At 39.9% G+C, this 22,000-nt stretch carries 9 protein-coding genes and 1 pseudogene; 2 read left to right on the plus strand and 8 right to left on the minus strand.

Annotated features, from left to right (window positions below):
- The first annotated feature begins 7 nt into the window (after window positions 1-7).
- Both RMZ43_RS19345 and RMZ43_RS19350 read left to right on the plus strand, forming a co-directional pair.
- On the plus strand, window positions 8-2,986 hold the full coding sequence (locus RMZ43_RS19345) for a Tn3 family transposase (RefSeq protein ID WP_322655858.1): 2,979 nt from the start codon (window positions 8-10) through the stop codon (window positions 2,984-2,986).
- A 117-nt stretch (window positions 2,987-3,103) separates the two neighbouring features.
- Entirely contained in the window at window positions 3,104-3,646 is a 543-nt protein-coding gene (locus tag RMZ43_RS19350) for a Dyp-type peroxidase domain-containing protein (protein ID WP_322655857.1), read from the plus strand.
- Between the two features lie 28 nt (window positions 3,647-3,674).
- Here the strand turns inward: RMZ43_RS19350 and RMZ43_RS19355 are convergent.
- The 8 genes and pseudogenes from RMZ43_RS19355 to RMZ43_RS19390 form a co-directional block, all read right to left on the minus strand.
- Window positions 3,675-4,502 (minus strand): annotated as a pseudogene (locus RMZ43_RS19355) (pyridoxal phosphate-dependent decarboxylase family protein); the annotation flags it as partial.
- A gap of 212 nt (window positions 4,503-4,714) precedes the next feature.
- The gene (locus RMZ43_RS19360) at window positions 4,715-6,091 is read right to left on the minus strand and encodes a cytochrome P450 (RefSeq protein WP_322655856.1); all 1,377 of its coding nucleotides are present in this window, start codon (window positions 6,089-6,091) and stop codon (window positions 4,715-4,717) included.
- 402 nt (window positions 6,092-6,493) lie between these two features.
- Window positions 6,494-6,892: a hypothetical protein gene (locus RMZ43_RS19365; protein ID WP_322655855.1), complete on the minus strand. Its 399-nt coding sequence runs from the start codon at window positions 6,890-6,892 to the stop codon at window positions 6,494-6,496.
- An 80-nt stretch (window positions 6,893-6,972) separates the two neighbouring features.
- A complete protein-coding gene (locus RMZ43_RS19370) occupies window positions 6,973-8,364 on the minus strand; it encodes a cytochrome P450 (RefSeq protein WP_322655854.1) in 1,392 nt (463 codons plus the stop codon).
- Window positions 8,365-8,545: 181 nt separating this feature from the next.
- A complete protein-coding gene (locus RMZ43_RS19375) occupies window positions 8,546-9,790 on the minus strand; it encodes an MFS transporter (RefSeq protein ID WP_322655853.1) in 1,245 nt (414 codons plus the stop codon).
- Between the two features lie 219 nt (window positions 9,791-10,009).
- A complete protein-coding gene (locus RMZ43_RS19380) occupies window positions 10,010-14,092 on the minus strand; it encodes an amino acid adenylation domain-containing protein (RefSeq protein ID WP_322655852.1) in 4,083 nt (1,360 codons plus the stop codon).
- A gap of 81 nt (window positions 14,093-14,173) precedes the next feature.
- Window positions 14,174-17,215: a beta-ketoacyl synthase N-terminal-like domain-containing protein gene (locus RMZ43_RS19385; RefSeq protein WP_428850854.1), complete on the minus strand. Its 3,042-nt coding sequence runs from the start codon at window positions 17,213-17,215 to the stop codon at window positions 14,174-14,176.
- On the minus strand, window positions 17,208-21,842 hold the full coding sequence (locus tag RMZ43_RS19390) for an SDR family oxidoreductase (protein WP_428850898.1): 4,635 nt from the start codon (window positions 21,840-21,842) through the stop codon (window positions 17,208-17,210). Before RMZ43_RS19390 ends, RMZ43_RS19385 begins: the two co-directional genes overlap by 8 nt.
- Window positions 21,843-22,000: the final 158 nt, after the last annotated feature.

The raw sequence follows: 22,000 nt of genomic DNA on the forward strand, positions 1-22,000 counted from the left end.
TATCTAATTGGCAACGCGCGAACTTTTATCTCCGACACAACGACTTCAATTTACTGAAATCCCCGATTCTATCACGACAAGAGATATAGCTCGCTACTATACTTTTAGTAATGACGAACTCAAAGTTATCAAAGAGCGTCGTAGACCACACAATCGTCTTGGTTTCGCCGTACAGTTATCTTACCTACGCTTCCCCGGTCGTGTTTGGAGTCTAGGAGAAATAGTACCAGAATCTGTACTGTTTTATATTGCATCTCAATTAAAACTTGACCCGACAATCATCACCGAATATTCCCAAAGGGATACAACTCGACGCGAACATCTGGCAGAAATTCAAAATAATTTCGGATTTCATACTTTTAATATATCTACATACAAGCAATTCTCAAAATGGTTATTACCTTTTGCAATATCGTCAGATAAAGGGATGGCGCTTGTGGGAGCGTTGATTGATGAGATGCGCTTGCGCCAAATTATTATTCCAGCTATTTCTACGGTAGAACGTTTAGCCTGGGAGGTCAGACATCGCGCTCAAAAACTAGTATGTCTTGAGTTGACTAAAAGTTTGACAACATTACAAAAGATGGCGCTGGATAAGTTATTAGTTGTAGAGCCTGATAAAAAACTGACTGATTTAATTTGGCTACGTCAACCACCAGGTCAGGCTAATCCAAGGAACTTTTTAAAAGTGGTGGAACGACTGGAGTTTATCCGCCATCTCAATCTCGACTCTGGATGCTTGAAACGAGTACACCAAAATCGTCTACTGCAATTTACTAGAACTGGCGCGAAGTCTACACCTGCTCACCTATCTAGGTTGGATGAATTGAGACGCTATGCTATTTTAGTTGCTTTTCTCATTGAATGGAGTGCGTCATTAGTCGATTATGCCATAGAAATGCACGATAAAATGATGGGTAAATTGTTTAACAAAAGTGAGCATCAGCATGGGGATAAGTTTCAACATGATGGCAAAGCAATTAATGAGAAAGTCCGATTATATGCTCAAGTAGGTAAGGCGTTGATTGCTGCTAGAGATGAGTCAATTGATGCTTATAAAGCGATTGAATCAGTCTTAAATTGGGAAAAGTTTATTAGTAGTGTTGCCGAAGCTGAAAAACTAGCCAGACCCGCAGATTTTGATTATCTTGAACTGCTTGATAATCGTTATTCACAATTGAGAAGGTATACACCAAAATTGTTGTCAGCGTTTGAATTTAAAGCTACTGGAGCCAGTTTACCGATTCTAAAAGCTTTGTCAGTCATTAAAGAATTAAATATATCTGGTGGTCGAAAAGTACCGGAATCTGCGGATATTAGTTTCGTTAAACCTCGTTGGTTAAAACACGTAGTTAAGGGCGATACTATTGACCGTCACTACTATGAGATGTGTGCTTTGGCTGAATTACGCAGTGGCTTGCGTTCTGGAGATATTTGGGTAGCAGGCTCGAAGCAGTTCCAAGATTTTGAGGATTATCTATTAACAGATAACGCATGGCAATCAATGTGTTCTTCTCAAACGATACCTGTGGCAGTAACGACGGATTTCACTACTTATATTGAACAACGCTCACTTGAATTGTCTGAACAATTAGCGCTTGTTTCTTCTTTAATGGCAGAAAATAAACTGGTTGATGTCAGGATAGAGAACGAACAGTTAATTATCACTCCTCTTACCAATGCTGTCCCAAAGGAGGTTGATGGATTTAGCAGAACAGTTCATAGTTTACTGCCAAGAATTAAGTTGACTGATTTGTTAGTAGAAGTTGATTCTTGGACGCAATTTACGAAACATTTTACGCATTTACATTCAGGAGAACAAGTTTCAGATAAAGTTGTTTTGTTAAGTGCCTTGCTTGCTGATGGTATTAATTTAGGTTTAACGCGGATGGCTGACGCAACTCAAGGAATGTCTTTTGAGCGTTTAGCTTGGGTGGCGGATTGGTATATTCGAGATGAAACTTATTCCAAGGCTTTAGCTGAGGTAGTGAATTTTCATGCACAGATCCCATTTGCTGCTTATTGGGGTGATGGGACAACATCTTCTTCTGATGGCCAACGGTTTAAAGCAGGTGGACATCGCAGTTTTAATGAAGAGATCAATGCCAAGTACGGTAAGGATAGAAGCGTGATTTTTTACACGCATATTTCTGACCAGTATGCCCCCTTTCACGTTAAGGTAATTAATGCCACGATTAGGGATGCAACCCACGTTTTAGATGGTTTGTTATATCACGAGAGTGATTTACAGATTCAGGAGCATTATACGGATACAAGTGGCTATACCGAACATGTCTTCGCAATGTGCCATCTGCTGGGATTTAGATTTGCTCCTCGAATGCGCGATTTACCTGATAAGAAATTGTATACTTTTGAACCTAGTTCTCCTGATTCGCCTTTGGCACCCCTCCTTGGTGACAAGATTAATGTGAAATTAATTCAGGAATCTTGGGATGAAATTCTACGCCTTGCTAGTTCAATTCGGACGGGGACGGTGACAGCTTCTTTGATGTTAAGGAAATTAGCTTCCTATCCTCGGCAGAATCGTTTAGCTCTAGCTTTGCGGGAGTTGGGAAGGATTGAGCGGACTTTGTTTACTCTCTCCTGGTTGCAGAGTCCAGAACTGCGGCGACGGGCTACAGCAGGACTAAATAAGGGTGAGGCAAAACATACCCTGAAAAGAGCGGTGTTTTTTAATCGCCTGGGGGAGCTGCGCGATCGCTCTTATGAAGATCAGTTTTATCGGGCCAGTGGGTTGAATTTGGTGATTGCTGCTATTGTTCTGTGGAATACGGTGTACTTAGAAAAAGCCGTGGATTATTTGCAGGAACAAGGGATGAATATTCCTGAAGAACATTTGCAACATTTGTCACCGTTGGGTTGGGAGCATATCAATCTCACTGGTGATTATGTCTGGAATTTGAAGCAGGCGACCAGTTTTGATCAGTTGCGTCCTTTGCGGGTTAAGGAAAATAAGTATCGCTGAAATGCTTATGTGATATGGGTTTCAGCCTTAGCGTACAATTTTCCCGTTTTGGCACGGTGATGCCCAACTGCGCGGTACTTTGGGCGTTAACTAATTTTATTCCTAGAAAAGTAAACTATGTCAAGTTCGGAGCAACCAAGTTTACGTATTACTCCCCGCATCAGCCGTCGTGACTTGCTGATTGGTATGGCAGCAGCAGGTGGAGTAGCAGCTTTGACCAGTTTGGGTTATCGCACTCTTTCGGAAACTGCTGAAGACCCATCTGAAGAGACTGTGCCATTTTTTGGTATTCACCAAGCAGGTATTATCACCCCTGTCCCGGCTTCTGCTCTGATGGTGGCATTTGACACAACAGCTAAAACCAAACCAGATTTGGTGCGCTTGTTTCAAACCTTGAGCGATCGCATTCAGTTTCTCATGGCAGGGGGAACACCCAAGCTACGCGACCCCAAATTTCCACCCAGTGATTCGGGAATTCTTGGTTCTGTAGTGGTTCCTGATAACCTTACCATCACCCTAGCAGTGGGTGACTCACTCTTCGATAACCGTTTTGGACTTGGGAAATTAAAACCCAAGCGGTTAAACACCATGCCAGGTTTTCCCAATGACCAACTTGACCCCCTACTCCACCTGAGTCTGTGGTGCCAGCAACGCCTATAATACCAATAATCAGTAATTTTTGAGCATGACATTCTGCAACAGCTTCGCGTAGTGCTTGTATGTCAACTTGATTATTAGAGTTAGTAGGGATTCTGATCAAACCTTGTATACCAATGCCCATTAAATCAGCAGCTTTATCAAAAGAGAAATGCATCAACTCAGAGCCAATAATTACTGCTCCTTTGTAACCGTAGAAATCTAGGGCTGCTGTTAAGCCTTCTTTTTCTATGCCACCAAAATCATCTTTTTCTCCCAAAGAAGTATTTCTGGCACACCAGAGGGCTGTAATGTTAGCAGTTGTACCACCAGAAAGCAAGATTCCTAAAGTACTCTGGCTATTTTGAATATGTTGAGCATAGAAATTATCAGAAAAGTTGTAAATCAGTCGATGCATCATTGCTAAAGCCTCTCTTTCACAGAAGCTGAGGGATTTAGCTGTCTCTATTTTAACTGCATTTTGATTCATTGCCGTCATCAGTTTGGCAATAGGAAGTACAAAGCTGGGAAGTGCAGAGGTCATATGACCAATAAATCGAGGCGAAGATGTGTGTATTGAATGCTCAATAACATTGTTAGTTAAGTATTTGAGATAGCTTTGAAAATTAGCAGGTTGAGCAGGTATTTTGCTATTAGAAAACCTACCTAATAAAGAATCTAATTCAATAACAGTGTTTGCATCATTTGTGGTTAAGAAATTTTGGGATATTTTATCAACTAAACTATCTACATCGTCAGGATTGGCTTTGCCAGATGAAGTAAATACTTTTATTATTTGTTCTTCAATTTCATATTGCAAAGATTGCTCGTTTTCCAAAAAGTAATTTTGTTTCTGGATCTTTTGTTTGCTTATTGTCATTGTTTTTCTTAGATTATTTATGGCATTTTTTAGTGAATGCTGTCATTTTTTTTGAACGATCAATGACTAATTGATAAACTTTCTACAGTTGATTCACTTTATTGAAATTAAGTCTTTTTTGGCTTTGTTACTACTCGATGTTGTTGCCTGACTGGTTTTATGCAACTTAAATGCTTATTAGCTTATGTCAATTAGATAGATATATTCGCACACTAAATTAAGTTGGCGAGTAACTCTGGCGATCGCTCTTGTTTTTGACGCTGACCAAGCATTATCATCTTCAACGAAGCCGGAGGAAAATTAGCACCGCGACGTTGTGGTTTGACTGGTTCTTGTGAAGCTATAGATAGTTGATAATGTGACAATATTGTTGCCAATACTAGCTTCATTTCAAACATAGCTAAAGCTTCACCAGGACAGCGACGAGTACCTCCACCAAAAGGTAGAAATTCATAAGCAGAGAATTGTTTTTCTAAGAAGCGTTCGGGCCTAAATTCCTGAGGTTGTGGATACAAGTCTTCGCGTTGATGCGTTAAATAAATACCAACTCTTAACAATGTACCTGGACTTAACTCATAGCCCATTACTTCAATTGGAGATTCCACTAGCCTTGGTAATGTAACTAACTGAGTTGGATAAAGTCGTAGCGCTTCATTACAGACAGCATTTAAGTAAGGCAATTGAACAATGCTCATCGGATCTGGAGATTCACCAAGGCTATCTAGTTCTTGGAGCAATTTCTCGCGGACTGTAGGCAGATGATGAGTCCAGTATAATAACCAAGAAATTCCTGTGGCTGCTGCATCTCGACCACCGAGTAGTAATGTGAGGAAGAGATCCCGCATATCTTGATTTGTTAGCTGTTCACCCGTTTCATCACGAGCCAATATAAGTTCTGAAAGCAGGTTAGTGGGAAGCTGGTCTGATTTTTGGCGACGTTCGTTAATTTCTCCATAGATCAAATCATCCAATTGTCGTTGGAGACTAAGAAAGTATCCCCACAGACTCCATCGACCTAAATCCCGTTGTAGTGAGGGTAAAGATGCAAAGATTTCCCATAAAGGAGTTCTGGCAAAATTTAGCAAAGCTGGAATTGCTTGTGTAATTTGTTGGTAACGTTCTCCTTCATGCAAACCAGACCAAACTTTTATCAGTACTTCTAGGGTAATAGTTTGGATGGTAGGGAATAATAAAAAAGATTGACCAATAGTTTGTTTTTTAATGATTATTTTTGTTAGTTCACAGATTTGCTGTCCGTAGGAATGGATACGCGCACCATGAAAGGCAGGCATTATCAGTTTCCGTCGATGTTGGTGGCGCAATCCATTAAGCAGGAGTAATCCATTGTTTCCTATTAAGGGAGCTACAATTTGTTGTAACTTGCCAGGAGCTGTAATTTCCTTCGTTTTGGTAAAAATCTGCTTAATTCCGTCTGGGTTGCTCACTAAAACTGTCGGTGTATGACCAAAATTTATGGTGCAGATATCGCCATAATCCCTGGCAAGAGTATCCATATAGCCTAAAGGATCGGATGCGAATTTAATATTGTTTAAGAAAGCTGAAGTTTTCGGTCCTTGAGGTAGTTTCATCGGTATTCTGAATTGGTAATTTTTTGTAAACTAAGCTGGTATAAGGTCAACTATTGTTATCTTGAAGCTTGCAGAGAGAAAGTTAATACTTCGGCGTTCAGGATCAGACTGAAGAGAAGACTGAGTGGTAATAGAAAAATCAATATATTCATATTCAAAAATAATAATCTAAAAATAAAATTAGGCATATCAAAATCAGGCTTTGACAAAATAAAACCTAAAGATTTCTAAATTCATATAGATATGCAGCAAATAATTTAGCCCAACTTTTTTCAGTTAACTCATTATGTAAAAATCCTCTAACCAAAAATGTAAATTTTTTCTCAAAACATACATTTTTAAGCTAGAAATTTGCGCGAATAATTACATAACAACAGCCTGAAAATATCCCTTTCCCAATCCCTATGATTTACTTTGGCTACGAGTCCTAAACCACTCTTCTGCTTTATCCAAACTATAGAAAAGTTCGCAATCACATCCAAATAAACGTTTTCCTGCTCCTTTCAAGATTATTCGTTTTAACAAGGATTCTATACTAGGAGAAGTAACCATAGCTATACCCAAGCAATATTTCTCAAGTTCTTTCTTATGTACACGCAGCCATTCACCCTCCATTTTTTCACCAGCTTTTGATTTTCGAGGTTTACCACCCAGGTATTGAAAAGCAAAGCCTATGCGCTCTTGATGATTGATGAGATTTGTAAAGCGAGCAAGATAATTCTGAGTATCTTGTTCAGTCACTTCCTCACCAATTTGGATTAGACAATATGACTGTTCTAGGTTTTCGATGATATTGACCATAGAATTTTTCTCTTTTATCTTACTGTTGATGGCAATCTAATACTCATAGTAAAATATTAGATGAAAAATGGATTCTCAGCTTAATGATTGACGTTAGTAGCAAACTCTATTGGAAATGAATTGCTATTGCTTTGTGAACTCTGACCCCGCAAAACCATTTTCAAGCCACTGGCAGGAGGAAAGTTAAGAGTATCGCGCTTGGGTCGTTCTGGTTGCTGAGTCGCTAGTTCTAGTTGGTATCCTAAAAGAATTTTTGCTAATACTAGTTTCATTTCAAATATGACCAAAGCAGCACCCATACAGTAACGCTCACCAACACCAAAGGGTAAAAATTCGTAGGGAGAGAATTGTTTTTCTAGAAATCGCTCTGGTCTAAATTGCTTGGGTTCTGGGTATAAATCCTCTCTTTGATGAGTCAGATAAATATTGCCAATTACCACTGTACCAGGACTCAATTCATAGCCCATCAACTCGACTGTTGATTCCACCCGTCGAGGAAAAGTAAATACCTGAGTCGGGTAGAGTCTTAGGGCTTCATTACAGACAGCACTGAGGTAAGGTAATCGGACGATACTCATAATATCTGGTGACTCTCCCAGGCTGTCGAGTTCTTGGAGCAATTTCTCACGAACTGCGGGTAGATGATGAGTCCAGTACAAAGACCAGCTAATTGCTGTTGCGGCTGCATCGCGTCCAGCAAACAGAGGTGCAAGAATGAGGTCGTGTATCTCCTCATTGCTCAGAGGTTCATTGGATTCATCCTTAGCTGAAACTAGTAATGAGAGGAGATTGTTGCTAGTAAAATTTTCTTGTTGACGGCATTTATCAATTTCAGCATAAAGCAATTCCTGTAATCGCTGCTTGATCCGAAGAAAGTATCCCCAAGGACTCCATGAACCAAAATCACGTCGCAGAAACGGTATAGATGCAGATAATTCCCAGAAGGGATACTGCGGACAATTCAGCATAGAATGCAGTTCCTTCTCTATTTTTTCGTATTGTTCCCCTTCACGCAAGCCTAATACAGCTGACAAAATTACCTTTAAGGTAAAAATTTTCATCGTGTTGTAGGCTGAGAAGGGTTTGCCAATTATCTGTTTACTCATAACCTCATCTGTTAAGTCATAAATACGTTGTCCATAAGCTTGTATTCGCGTACCATGAAAGGCGGGCAACATGATCTGACGTCGATTTTTGTGTTTTAAGCCATCAAGTTGAAGTATTCCTTTTTCTCCTGAGGTATGAGCCGCATTTCTGTTTAACTCTCCTGGGGATGCAATATTTTTATTGGTGTAAATCTCTTTAATTCCCTCTGGATGGCTAACAAAGACTGTGGGTGCATCAAAAATAAATGACGAGGTGAAGATGTCACCGTAAAGTTTACTTGTAGCTTCTAGATACCCAAGAGGGTCAGACATCAATCGAATAATCTGTAATATAGGAGGAATTTTTGGACCTTGAGGTGGCTTCATGACTGATGATTTGGTGATTGGTTTGAGATAAAATCTGGTTGATATTTATTGGATGTATCTTCAACAAGATGTCAATTTTACAAAGAGAAATTAAGCATTCAAGTCATACTAATTATTCTTGTTGAATATTTTTTTGATTGAGATTTAAGTAAAAAATCATCGGAGACATTAAATATAATTTTTATTTAAATACAAGTGGCGATCGCTGTTGAATTTCGTTACTGACAAAGACTTGATTAATTAGGATAATATCGAGGAGAGTAATGCCGATGCCGATAGCAAATACTCCCTTGTAGCTAACTATCTGCGCTAGCAAACCACTGATAGCTGAAGCACCGATAGTACCAAAATAAATGAATGAAGTTTGCACAGTAAAATCTGTGCCAGCAGTTGCTAATTGGCTCTTATCCATGATGATAGTAAACAAAGTAGTACCTGCTGCACCAAGAGTTATTTGCACGCTGATAGCTACTAGGTGAAGTATCGGTAAATTGGTGATGCCAAAGGCTGGTAAAAAGTAAGCTGTCATTGCGATCGCATAAAGTAAACCAAATAAAATCAGCGATCGTTTCCTTCCTAAAGGTGCAATCAAAAAACCAGCAGCGATCGCACCAATGATTCCCGCACCATGACTCACAACTCCCATTAACCAACCGATATCTGCCAAAGATAGCCCAATATCCACCAATAATGGACGAAACATGGTGTTTGCCATATTGCCACCAGCCAAATACAGCGACAAAATCAGCAACCAACTCCATGTTCTGCGATCGCGGTAGGGGTTGATTAGAGTCCTAAAATAACTCTTAACGATCCCTGAAGTTTGCAATTCTTTTACATCCGGTATTTGTTGCTCTTGATGACGCAGAACAGGAATCAGTGCTAACACCACTATTCCCGCCAAAATCAGCAGACTCGTTCTCCATCCCCAGTAATTGAGCAAGATTAGCATTCCACCACTGCCAATGATTGCACCAAGATAGTGTCCTGAAGTTTGTATTCCATTCCCCAAACCTCGCTCTTGTGGTTCCAACAATCCCACAGCTAAGGCATCTGTGGCGATATCTTGACTAGAACAAAACAGACACATTAGTAATATACAAATTAACAAACCAGTAAAGTTTGTCTCAATATCAAAAAAGGCACAAATAACCGTTAAAGCAGCAACTAAGAGTTGAAAGCAGATAATCCAAAATCGGTAATGTCCCCAACGAGTAAAACCATAACGATCAATCAGGGGAGACCATAGAAATTTCAGAATCAACGGTAGAGCTATCAATGAAAGTAAACCGATGGCATCAAGATTCACTCCCTGCTGACGCAGAAACACTGGCAAAGCTTGCAAAAGAAACATAATCGGAATGTACTGTGATATGTACAAACAGGCGAGTAATCCCAGCTTATTCAGACTTTGAGTGTTCTTCATTGGAGTGAGATGTATGGTAATGGCTGAGAAAACTGTTGCATAAGATTCTCTTTAGTACACTCTCTTTTTTGAACCTGGTCTAGGGGTTTGACATTTTTATAACCCACGCTGACAATCTCCTTCACCTATTTTCAAGACAGGAAAGTAGATATCTGGCTAAAAAAGTCTGATGACAGCCAAAATTTAAATTTAGTCAACCTTAAGTAAATATCATACAGCTTAAGTAAGTTTATTGATAGCTTTTCTCAATTCTTTACTTAACTCTTGAATATGAGTGTCATTAAACATCGAAAAATGGTTGCCAGGAACCTCAATCAGCTCAATTGGTTGGATAGAACATTTGCCCCAACCTAACAACGGGTCATCACTGTACAACTCTGGACTTTGAAAATCGTGTGGAATTGTCTCTTTAGCTTTAAACAGAGTAATTTTATTGGCATAGACTTGTGGAACATAATTTCGCATAGCTTGGGCATGATTCCGGAAAAGTCTGTAACTACAAAAGTGTTGCTGCATTTCTGTATCACTGATGATCTGAAGTCGTTTTAACAAGAGCTTGAATTGTTCATCTGGTGACAGTGGTAGGACTTGTTCATAGGACATTGCCAAATCTATGCCAAATAAGTATTTTATCGACTCGGCTGCACGAACTATGTATTTAGCATCATCATCATCTGCTGGTTGGATTGGACTATCTGGTACTATGGCATCAAACACGGCAAGTAAACTTATTGTCTGGCCTTGCCTTTGTAGTTGTTGCGCCATCTCGAAGGCAACGATCGCACCGTAACACCAACCCCCTAAAAGATAAGGCCCTTCTGGCTGTACGGTACGAATTGCTTCTAAATAATCACTAGCTGTCTGTTCTATAGAAATAACTTCCGGCTGCTGGACAGGGTTTTGTTCCAGAGCGTAAAATGGCTGTTCTGCATCCAGTCCACTGGCTAAGTTTGGATAGGTGATGATAGTACCTCCAGCTGGATGTACGCAAAAGAAAGGATTTTTGCTACCTGAAGACCGAATTTTGACTAGAGGAGAACCAGAACCTGAGCCAAACTGTTGTCGGATAGTCTTAGCTAACTGCTCAATTGTTGCACCTTGGAAAAGGGCAGACAAAGAAAGTTTTTGCCCAAAACGCTCGTTAACTTGAGCCATTAAACGTGCTGCTAACAGCGAATGACCACCTAAGTCAAAAAAGTTGGCTGTGACACCGATCGGATTTATCTGAAGGAGATTTTCCCAAATCTGTGCCAGAGTAAATTCCCAATGATCGCGGGGAGCAACGAAGGATGCAGTAGAGTTGGGTTGAACATCATCTAGGGATAAAAGCGATCGCCTATCCACTTTCCCACTAGGTGTTAGTGGGAGTGCATCTAAAATCGCTAAGGCTGACGGGATCATGTAATCTGGCAAGTTCTCTTTCAGGTAGCTTTGTAGCGAGGGGATTAAGTTTTGTTCGGTTGTCACAATATATGCTACAAGATAGTCACCACCTTGGGCATGATTGCGGACAATGACAGCCGCTTGTTGAACAGCAGGATGTTGAGCGATCGCCGCTTCAATTTCCCCTAGTTCAATCCGAAAGCCTCTGATTTTTACTTGATTATCGCTGCGTCCCAAATACTCAAGTTCACCATTATTTAGATAACGTACTAAATCACCAGTTTTGTAGAGCTTACTTCCTGGTATAAAAGGGTGATTGATAAACCGTTCTTGGTTCAGTTCTGGACGCTGCCAATAGCCTCTTGCTAAGGGAAGTCCACTAATATATAGTTCACCGAAAACTCCTACCGGAGTATGCTGTAAATGACGATCTAACACATAAACCTGTGTATTATTTATCGGACGACCAATGAAGACGCTAGTAGCTTTCTCTGGCAATAAACTTGTGTCATAGCAAATGACATTGGCAGAAACTTCAGATAAACCATAAAAGTTGAGTAGTTTTGCCGACGGCATCAATTTATAGAAAGTTTGTGTTAAGTCCAGAGGCAGCGCTTCTCCACTTATAGTCCAAATTTTCAGGTGTGACAGATTTTTAGTTTGCTCACTGTAAGTTTCTAAAAATAGCCGTAGCAGTGATGGCACAAGTATGATGCGCGTCACTCTATATTGAGCAAGGGTTTCTAGAAAAAGGCGAGTATCTTTGACAATCGCATCAGGGATAATTACTGCCGGCAGTCCTTGTATTAAAGGGCTGAAAATCTCCCAAAGAGAATCTGCAAAACTAATGGCAGTCTTATAACAAGCAATTTCATCAGCTGCGGGTGGGTAAGTTTCCCATAACCAATTCAAACCATTGACTGTACCTCTATGAGTACCAAGGACTCCTTTGGGAGTTCCCGTAGAACCTGAAGTATAAAGTATGTAAGCTAGCTGATCTGGTGTTGTATTGCTAACAGGATTTTCACGAGATTCTTGTGCCAGAATATCATGATAAACATCTAGACAAATAGTTCTAGTTTGTATTACAGCAGATTTAGTCAGCTTTTCTAATATTTTTTGTTGAGTTATTAATAGATTTGCTTGGCAATCAGCAAGCATGAAAGCTAGACGGTTACTAGGATAATTTGGGTCAAGGGGAACGTAAGCACCTCCAGCTTTAAAAATAGCTAAAATTCCAATAACAAATTCAATGGAACGTTCTAAGGAAATGGCGACGCGGGTTTCTATAGTGACTCCTAACTTTTGTAAATAATGTGCAAGTTGATTAGCTTTTTGATTTAGCTGTTCAAAAGTTATCTGTTCTGATTGATCGATTAACGCTAAAGCATGAGGTGATTGTTGGACTTGCTGTTCAAATAATTCATGCAGAGTCGCTTGAGGATAATTTTTTATAGTATTATTCCACCTGATTAATATTTGCTCTTGTTCATTAATAGTTAATAAAGGTAGTTCAGAAATACGCTGATTTGGTTCGAGAACAATATTTTCTAATAAAGTTTCAAAATTGGCGACTAATCGGGCAATAGTTGCCGAGTCAAATAAATCAGTATTGTACTCTAAAAATCCACTTAATTCCCGATCATATTCGACTATTGACAACAGTATGTCAAGCATTGCCGTGCCATTATCCACATCCAAAGGACTCAAGGTTAAACCAGAAACCTCGTGTGCTGGCATTGGGATATTTTGCAGGACAAACATCACCTGAAACAGGGGATTTATTCTTAAATCTCGCTTTGGTCGTAATTCCTCCACCAGTTTCTCGAAAGGTAAATCTTGATGGCTATAAGCACCAAGAGTCACTTCGCGTACCCGACTTAAAAGTTCACGAAAGTTAGGGTTATCACTTAAGTCGGTACGTATAATTAATGTATTGACAAAAAAGCCAAGCATCCCTTCTAATTCAGGAAGATTGCGGTTAGCAATTGGCGTACCGATGAGGATATCTTCTTGTTGTGTATAGCGGTAAAGTAATGTGTTAAAAGCTGCCAGCAGAGTCATGAATAAAGAAGCTTCTTCTTGTTTGCTAAATTTGTTGAGTGCTTCTGTTAATTTTTTAGAAAGTTTAAAGTAGTGTTTTTTACCTGCAAAAGTAGCGACATTAGGTCGTGGACGATCCGTTGGCAGCCGAAGTACAGGTAGTTCTCCTCCTAGTTGTTGCTTCCAGTAACTTAGTTGCGTTTTCAACAGTTCGCCTTGCAAGCGATCGCGCTGCCAAATTGCAAAGTCCCCATACTGAATCGGAAGTTTCGGTAATGGTGAGGGTAAACCTTTAGTAAATGCAGCATACAGCGTTGCTAATTCCTTCACAAATACACCAATAGACCAGCCATCTGAAACAGTGTGGTGCATATTTAACAGAAAAATATGCTCTTGTTCATTAACTCGCAGTAAAGTTGCTTTGACAAGTGGTGCTTTAGTTAAATCAAAAGATTTTTGAGTTTCTTCAACTGCTAGTCGCTGAACTTCTGCTTTCCAATCTTTGTTAGAGAAATGCTCAAGACTAATAATGGGTAAATCCCAGGTTAATTCAGCTACAATTACCTGCATTGGCTCCTGATCTATTTCGACAAAAATCGTGCGCCATGCTTCATGTCGCCTGAGAACTTCGTTGAGACTTTCTTGGAAAGCTGTGATATTCAGTTCACCTTTTAAATGAATAGCACCTACTAAATTGTAGAAATAACTACCGTAATAAAGTTGGTCAATAAACCATAATCGCTGCTGGGAAAAAGACAATGGAACTGAGTCTGAATTAGAGCGTTTAGCAATAGTCTGTACTTTAAATTGTCCTGCCTTCAATTTTTGTAGAAGGGCTTGTTTAGCCGATGATAAATTAGAGTATTGCTTATCCATATTTTGACTCCTGAATTTTGAATTTCTAAACTTTTGATCTAAAGAAGCCTGAGTTCAAATTTTTATCGGAATTGCGATCAATTAATTAGCTAAAATAGATTTGACTTCTTCTTCAGATAATTCTGCAATTTTTTCGAGAAGAAGTTGGTCTAACATTTCTGCTTGTTGAGCTACAGTGGCAGCTTGAAATAAGATATTTCGCATTGATAACTCTACAGGAAAAGTTGTTTGTAAACGCGAAAATAGTCGGGTAGCAACTAAAGAATCTCCTCCCAATTCAAAGAAATCATCATTAATACCAACTTCTTTCACACCAAGAACTTCTTGCCACATTTCGGCAATTTGTGTTTCTAACTCGTTATTTGGTGCAACATAAGGATTACCAAGATTTAATCTGTAGTAGCGTTGACTAGAAGATGTTCTGTCAGTTTCAGTAATATCTGGTTTTTGATCGTCGAGGGTAGATAAGGGTCGTGGTTTGCTATCAATCCAGTAGCGCTGACGCTCAAAGGGATAAGTGGGTAGAGGCAGGCGATTACGTTTTTCGTGGGCATAAAAACCTGACCAGTCTATCTCTACGCCAGCCATCCAAAGTCGTCCCAATGTATTTAATAAAAAGGCAACATCTGAATGTTGTTCTTTAGGATGATGCAAGGAAGAAAGCACAAGCTGTTTTGCACCAGGCTCTAAATGCCGTTTGGTCAACGTACTTAGCGATCGCCCCGGGCCAACTTCTATTAAAATGCTTTCAGACTGTTGCAACAATTCGGAAACTCCCAAAGAAAACCTCACGGGTTGCCGCAGATGCTGTGCCCAGTAATGGGGATTGGTGGCTTCATCAGCAGTAATCCACGTACCAGTCAGGTTGGAGATGTAAGGAATTTGCGGTGGCTGAAGCTGTACCTGTTGCAAATGCTGTGTGAATTTTTGCACAACTGGCTGCATCTGAGCCGAATGGAAGGCATGAGAGGTGAAAAGAGGCACAGTATCTATGCCTTGTGCCGCTAATTGCTGTTGTAGTGCTTCAATTGCTGATGTCGGTCCAGAAACGATGCAGGATGACAAACTGTTGACAGCAGCTAGAGAAAGTTGTTGACCCAAGAGTGGTTGTACTTGCTGCTCTGTTAGGGGTACTGCCAACATCCTCCCAGTTGGCATCTGTTGCATCAATTTACCCCTAGTGGCGACTACAGCCAAAGCATCATCTAGGGAAAATACACCTGCAATGGTGGCGGCGACATATTCCCCGATACTGTGACCAATCATCGCCACAGGGCGGATTCCCCATGACATCCATAACTGTGCTAGGGCGTATTCAATCACAAACAGTGCAGGTTGAGCAAGTGCAGTTTGTTGTAGTTGCTGTGTGGCAAGTTCAGTTTGTTCGGTATTGGGGTAAAGAATATGACGTAGGTCAACTCCTAAGTGAGGTTGGAGAATCTCTGCACATTTGTCTATTTGCTTTCGGAATGTTGGTTCCAGTTGATAGAGTTCTCGCCCCATATTCACATACTGCGAACCTTGTCCAGAAAACATAAAGGCGATCGGGTGCAGGATGGGCTTTTGGTGGTGGGTTAAAACTCGTTGTGAACTTGCTGCCAGGGCTGATACAGCATCTTTCATGTCTTGGCAGACTACGAAGCGATGGCGATCAAAAGTCCGACGACCTAATTGAAGGGTATAAGCCACATCAGCTAAATCTAAGTGAGGATATTGCTGGAGGTGGCTTTTCAAATTTTCAGTTGCCACTTCCAGAGCTGAGTCGGTTTTGGCTGAAATGACTAACAACTGCCAAGATCGAGACTTTTCCGACAGCTTTTGTGCTGGTGCTTCTTCCAGAACGACATGAGCATTAGTACCGCCAAAGCCAAAGGAACTAACACCAGCCCGCCGGGGTGTACCATTGGTTTTCCACTCAGAAAGTTTGGTATTGACGTAGAAAGGGCTGTCCTCAAAGCCGATTTCGGGATTGGGTGTTTCAAAGTGTAGGTTAGGCGGAATAACTTGATGTTTGAGTGCCATAACAGTCTTAATTAAACCCGCTACACCCGAAGCTGTATTTAAATGACCAACATTTGTCTTAACTGAACCAATAGCACAAAAACCCCTTTTTTGAGTACTAGCATTAAATACTTTCTTCAGGGCACTAATTTCTATAGGATCGCCCAAAATAGTACCAGTTCCGTGGGTTTCGATATAGCTAATTGTTTCTGGGTTAAAATTAGCGATCACCTGAGCTTCAGAAATGACTTTCGCTTGTCCACTACTACTAGGAGCGGTAAAGCCTACTTTTGCTGAACCATCATTATTTATAGCTGAACCTTTAATGACAGCATAAATACAGTCTCCCTCTGCTAAAGCATCCTCTAATCTTTTGAGTACAACAATACCGACTCCGTTGCCCATAATTGTCCCTTGAGCATTAGCATCAAAAGCGCGGCAGTGACCGTCAGGAGAAGCCATACCTTCTTTTATATACAAATAACCTAGTTGCTGTGGAACTTGGATCGAAACCCCGCCCGCCAGTGCCATATCACACTCATAGTTCAATAATCCTCGACAGGCAATGTGAACTGCTACTAGTGAGGTAGAGCAAGTTGTACTAACATTGAGACTCGGGCCTTGCAGATTTAACTTGTAGGAAACTCGCGTAGGTATATAGTCTTTGTCATTACTAGCTGGAAATTGCCTACTCAAAGATTCCAGGGTGTAAAAATTGGTTAATAACAAGTTTTCTATTAGGTATGTACTGAGGCTCCCCCCTGCATAAACACCTATCCATCCTTTGTAGGCTTCAGAATCATAGCCTGCATTTTCTAGGGCTTCCCAAGCACACTCCAAAAAAATACGTTGTTGTGGATCTGTCGCCTCAGCTTCCTTAGGTGAGAAACCGAAAAAGGAAGCATCAAACATTTCAATACCAGAAATTGGTGCGCCAGCTTTCACATAGCTAGAATTATTTACTAAAGCTTGGTCTACACCCAAAGCCAGCAATTCTTCATCACTGAAAAAGGAAATACACTCCCGTCCAGCGCACAAATTCTGCCAATACTCATCAACATTTTTAGCTCCTGGAAAACGACCAGCCATGCCAACAATAGCTATGCCTTTGGGGTTATTCACGGGCCTTTCTCCTTTTTTCAATCAGTTGTGCGTCTTGGGCGATCGCTTTTTGCAGCTTGTCGGCACGTTCATTAATTGGTTGAGATACCGATTCTTGAGTCTGGTCTTTGCTGAGATATTGGGCTAAGGCACTAATTGTGGAATACTCAAAGGCATCATTAATTGAGAAGTTGATGTTTAATCTTTTTTGGAGTTTGCTACGAACTTGGACTATCAAAAGAGAATCTCCACCCAACTCAAAGAAATTGTCATAACGTCCAACTTCATTAATACCCAGAACCTCTTGCCAAACTTCAGCGATCGCCTGTTCAATTTCATTTTTAGGTGCGACATATTCATTTTTAAGCTTAGGTCGTGAATATGTCTGTTGAACTGGTTGAGATAAATTAGCTTTCTCGAAAATCTCGATTAAATTTTCTTGATTATAAGTATTATGTCGCTCGCGCCAACTCAGAAAATCATTAGTCCATATTAAAACTTGTGGCAGTGTACTTCCTAATATTCTGCTAAAAATCTCAATAGTTTCTGATGGTGATAACCCATCTTCCCTAAAGAAGTCTGTGTTAAGTTTGTTATTTTGTGGAAGCAAGCCAACACTATTCGAGTCAGGAGTTGCCAGAAAAGCCGCAGTTTTTCTAGCTGCTAATTCTACTTTGCTTTCTTTATACACAAGTGTTTTTAAAAATTCTTTTTCCTGTAAAGAAACTACAATTTTACCGATATGTTTCCCTCCAGCCATATATTCAAAAGCATCAGCTACCTTTGTAATGGGAAACACTCTATGGGGAAGATTTGGGAAATTTCCTTGCTCGAAGAATTCTACAACTTCCCTACACCAATCAATGTGTTTAAAGTCTTCCATATCTGGGTGAATAGCAAAGAAGCTTAAATTTTTCTCAAAAGGTCTTAGTCCTAATTGAGTATTATTCAAGATATCCTTTTGACCAATTTCTAAAAAGCGTCCATTCCGTGCTAAAATAGCAAGACTCTTAGGGATGAATTCTCCACCTAATGAATTCAAAACTACGTTTACTCCCTTACCATCAGTAAGTCGCATAACTTCATCAGCAAAAGCAACAGACCTGGAATCCATAACGTGCTTAATACCTTTTGAGCGCAGAAATTCCCGTTTTTCTGCGTTACCTGCTGTGGCAAAGATTTCTGCGCCAATCCACTGGGCAATCTCGACAGCCGCCATTCCCACACCACCAGCAGCAGAATGAATCAAAATACTTTCACCCTTGCACAGTCTGCCCACTTTCATCAAAGAATAGTAGGCTGTCCCAAAAGCAACAGGAATTGTTGCTGCTTCTTGCAAAGTGAGATGTTTTGGTTTGAGTGCCACTAAATTAGCAGTAGTTGTCATAAATCGGCTCAAACTAGAACTGCCAATGGCAATTACTTCATCTCCAATTTCAAAACCCTTAACTCCTTCTCCAAGAGAGACTATTTTGCCAGCACATTCAAGACCGAACTCGTAAACAAAATCAGTTGGAGTTGGAAACAAACCCATCGCTACCAAAACTTCTTGGAAGTTAAGACCAACCGCAGCTACTTCAATTTCGACTTCGCTAGGTTTTGGTTTTTTACGAGTGGTAGGTTGAAATTTCAAAGTGTCTAAAACCCCAGGAGAGAAAATTCTTAACTGAAAATTCTCACTTTCTGAGATAGCTGGGATGATTTCTCTAGAGACTTGAGATTGCTCAATTTCTGGATTGATTTTCTTAAGGGTATATTCTTCAATTTCAACTAGTTCATTTCCTTCAATATCTAAGATAGAGATGTTGAAATTGAGAGTATCTTGTGCTGAATTAATCTTTTCTACCAATCTAGCATAACTATATACTCTAGATGGAATTGAGTTATGAATTTTCAGTCTTTTGTATGAGAATGGGAGGTAATTATTTTTATTTGATAATTGCCTGGTTAAAAAACCAGTAGCTGCATCTAATAGCGCTGGATGCAACTTATAATTATTCAAATCATCTAAAAAACTTTTTGACAATTCTAATACTGCCAATCCCTGATTATTCCCAAAGTTTATTTGCTGTAAGTTTTGCCATCTTAATCCAAATTCTAGATTTTCTGATTGAGTTTGATAATTTAGCTCAGAAACAATTATTTCCTGGTGATGGCAGTTATCTAAAATTTCGGAGATTGCATATTTTTTAGATGATTCTGGCTGACTCCAGACGATTTCTCCTCTGGCGTGTTCTGTCCATTGCTCTATGGTTGAATCTACTCGGCTAACGATTACGAATTCAAAACCATCTTTTTGCTTATTTAAGAGAGTACGAACTTCTTTTTCTGTATGTTCTTCTACCACTAATGGTTTTAAGAAAGTAACTTCCCGCAGTTCTATTGTTATATTTTGAGTGTGGTTTTCGCAAGCAGCTACGGCTAATTCTAGATAAGCTGTTCCCGGAAGTGTAGCTTTGCCCATAAGCTTGTGTTCATTGAGAACCCAGTGCTTACTAGCACTCAAGTGAGAAACATATATCTCTTGGTTTGAGTCTTTGATTAAACAACTATCTATCAGAGGGTGGCTAACTGTTTTTGATTGAGCTTGGAAAATCTTTTGGATATGTTTTGTCCCTTCAAAACCCATTCCACCTTCCTGCCAACCACACAAGTTGATAGAAACAGTAAATTGTTTATTTGTGGAGGTTTTGTAATGGGCAAAACTATCAATAAAGTTATTGGCACTAGTATATGCTATCTGACCGGGTAATGGTGCGATCGCAGCCATTGAAGAACAAAGAATTAAGAAATCTAATTCAGTATCTTTGAAGAGGATATCGAGAACTAGTGTACCCTTAACTTTTGCCTCCAAAACACTTTTTACCTGGTCTATAGTTTTTCGCTGAATCGAGCTATCACCCAGAATTCCTGCGGTGTGAATTACACCATTGATTTGTCCAAATTGGCCTTGAGCTTGAGCAATTAATTCTTGCATCTGTTGAAGATTAGCAACATCAGCACTAGCTACTAAAACTTCAGAGCCTAATTTTTCTAGTTCCTGTACTTTGTGAATCTTGCGGCAAATGTCGTCATTGTCATCATGAGTTGCTAACCATTTAGACCACTCTTGTCGATGAGGAAAAGTTGAACGCCCTGTCAGTATCAGTTTAGCTTGAAAAGTTTTGGCTAGATATGGTGCTAGCAATTCTAATCCCAGATATCCGAGTCCACCACTAATCAAGTAAACTCCACCTTGTTTTAAGCGTGGTATTTCTTTGACATCTTTATCTAAACGGACAGACTCAAAAGTTTGTACCCAACGATGAAGACCACGATAGGCAATAATTTCATCAGAAGTATTAGCACTAGTTTCGTTGAGCAGTTGGTCTATAAGTTTTTCTTCTTTCCAACTACCTGAAGCTGGGAGAACAATATCAATACTACGGCAATGGATATTAGGATACTCACGCGGAATCACCTTAACGGCTCCCAGTAAAGTTGCCTTTTCTGGGTTGAGTATTTCTTCTCCAGTTAATGCTTGCATCCCATTAGAAATCACCACGATTTCCAACTCATTTGTGAGATTTTGCTTGCCTAGTGCCTGCACAAGAAGTATCAGACTATATAAACCTTGTTCTTGAGCTTTTTCATAGTTATCAAGTCTTGATTCTAAGGAATTTGGCGGTGTAATACTCCATAAATGAACAATTGTTTTGGGAATTAAACTTAGTGTGCGAAGTTCATTGAGTAAAGCGTCGTAATCATCCCGATTTTGCAGGTTGATAGTATACAGATGTTGTCCAGATTTGGTATTTTTACTAAATTGTTTACCAAGTTTGATAGTAACTACATCTTGTCCTACTAATTCCAGTTGCTTCACCAATTCGCTACCTATGCCATACTCATCAATAAACACTAACGAGCATCCCAACTGAGCAACCCCTAACTGAGAAGTTTTAGGCAACGGTGAAGGTTTCCAGGAAGGAATGTAGAACCAATCGGCAATGTCTGGCTTTTTGTCTAATGAGACTTGAGCTTCTTGTTTTAGAGTTGTAGTAAATGCAGCCGATATAGTTTTATTCTCTAAAGTTGCAGCCTGAGCTACTATTACATGATGTCCAAAAACTTCAGTTGCGGAAAAAGCTTCCACTTCGATAAATCCATGAGAACTTAGTGCTTCTTGCCACTGTTGTTTAGATAAAAATGGATTCCCTTGATTGCGTTGTTCATCTTCTGGAGGATTCATCAAAAGACCCCAGGTAATATCGAAGTCGAAGCGAGGTTCAGTACATTCCCAAAGCAAGAGTATACCCCCAGGAGCTAACAAAGAGCGCACATACTCTAAAGTTGCTTCCATGTTTTTGGTAACGTGTAGCACGTTGGCTGCTACTACGACATCAAAGCTATGAGCCGAATAACCTTGTTCTTCAGGAGGCTTTTCAATATCGAATAAACGATAGTCAATAAATGGATAATCGCTAAATTTCTTTTTAGCTGCTTTCAAGAACAAACCACCCACATCAGTAAAGGTGTAATTGGTTTGTTTGGCAGGCAATAAGGGTAATAATTCGCTGGTGGCTAAACCCATTCCTCCACCTACTTCTAAAACTCTTAAATTAACTGCTGATGGCAAGGACTTAACTACTTGCTCCAGACTTGCCCGCATAATGTTATTGTAATAAGCAATCCAGCGAGGGTAAATACTTAGCTTTTGTGCTTGTTCTTCGTCATATATCAAAGTATTAAAAAACTCTAGTGGTGGTTTTTTTCCAGTTAGTATATCAACTAAATTTTCACCACAAAGCTGGACTAAATCTACCTGTT

The sequence above is a fragment of the Nostoc sp. CmiVER01 genome (assembly GCF_034531135.2).
Lineage (GTDB): Bacteria > Cyanobacteriota > Cyanobacteriia > Cyanobacteriales > Nostocaceae > Nostoc.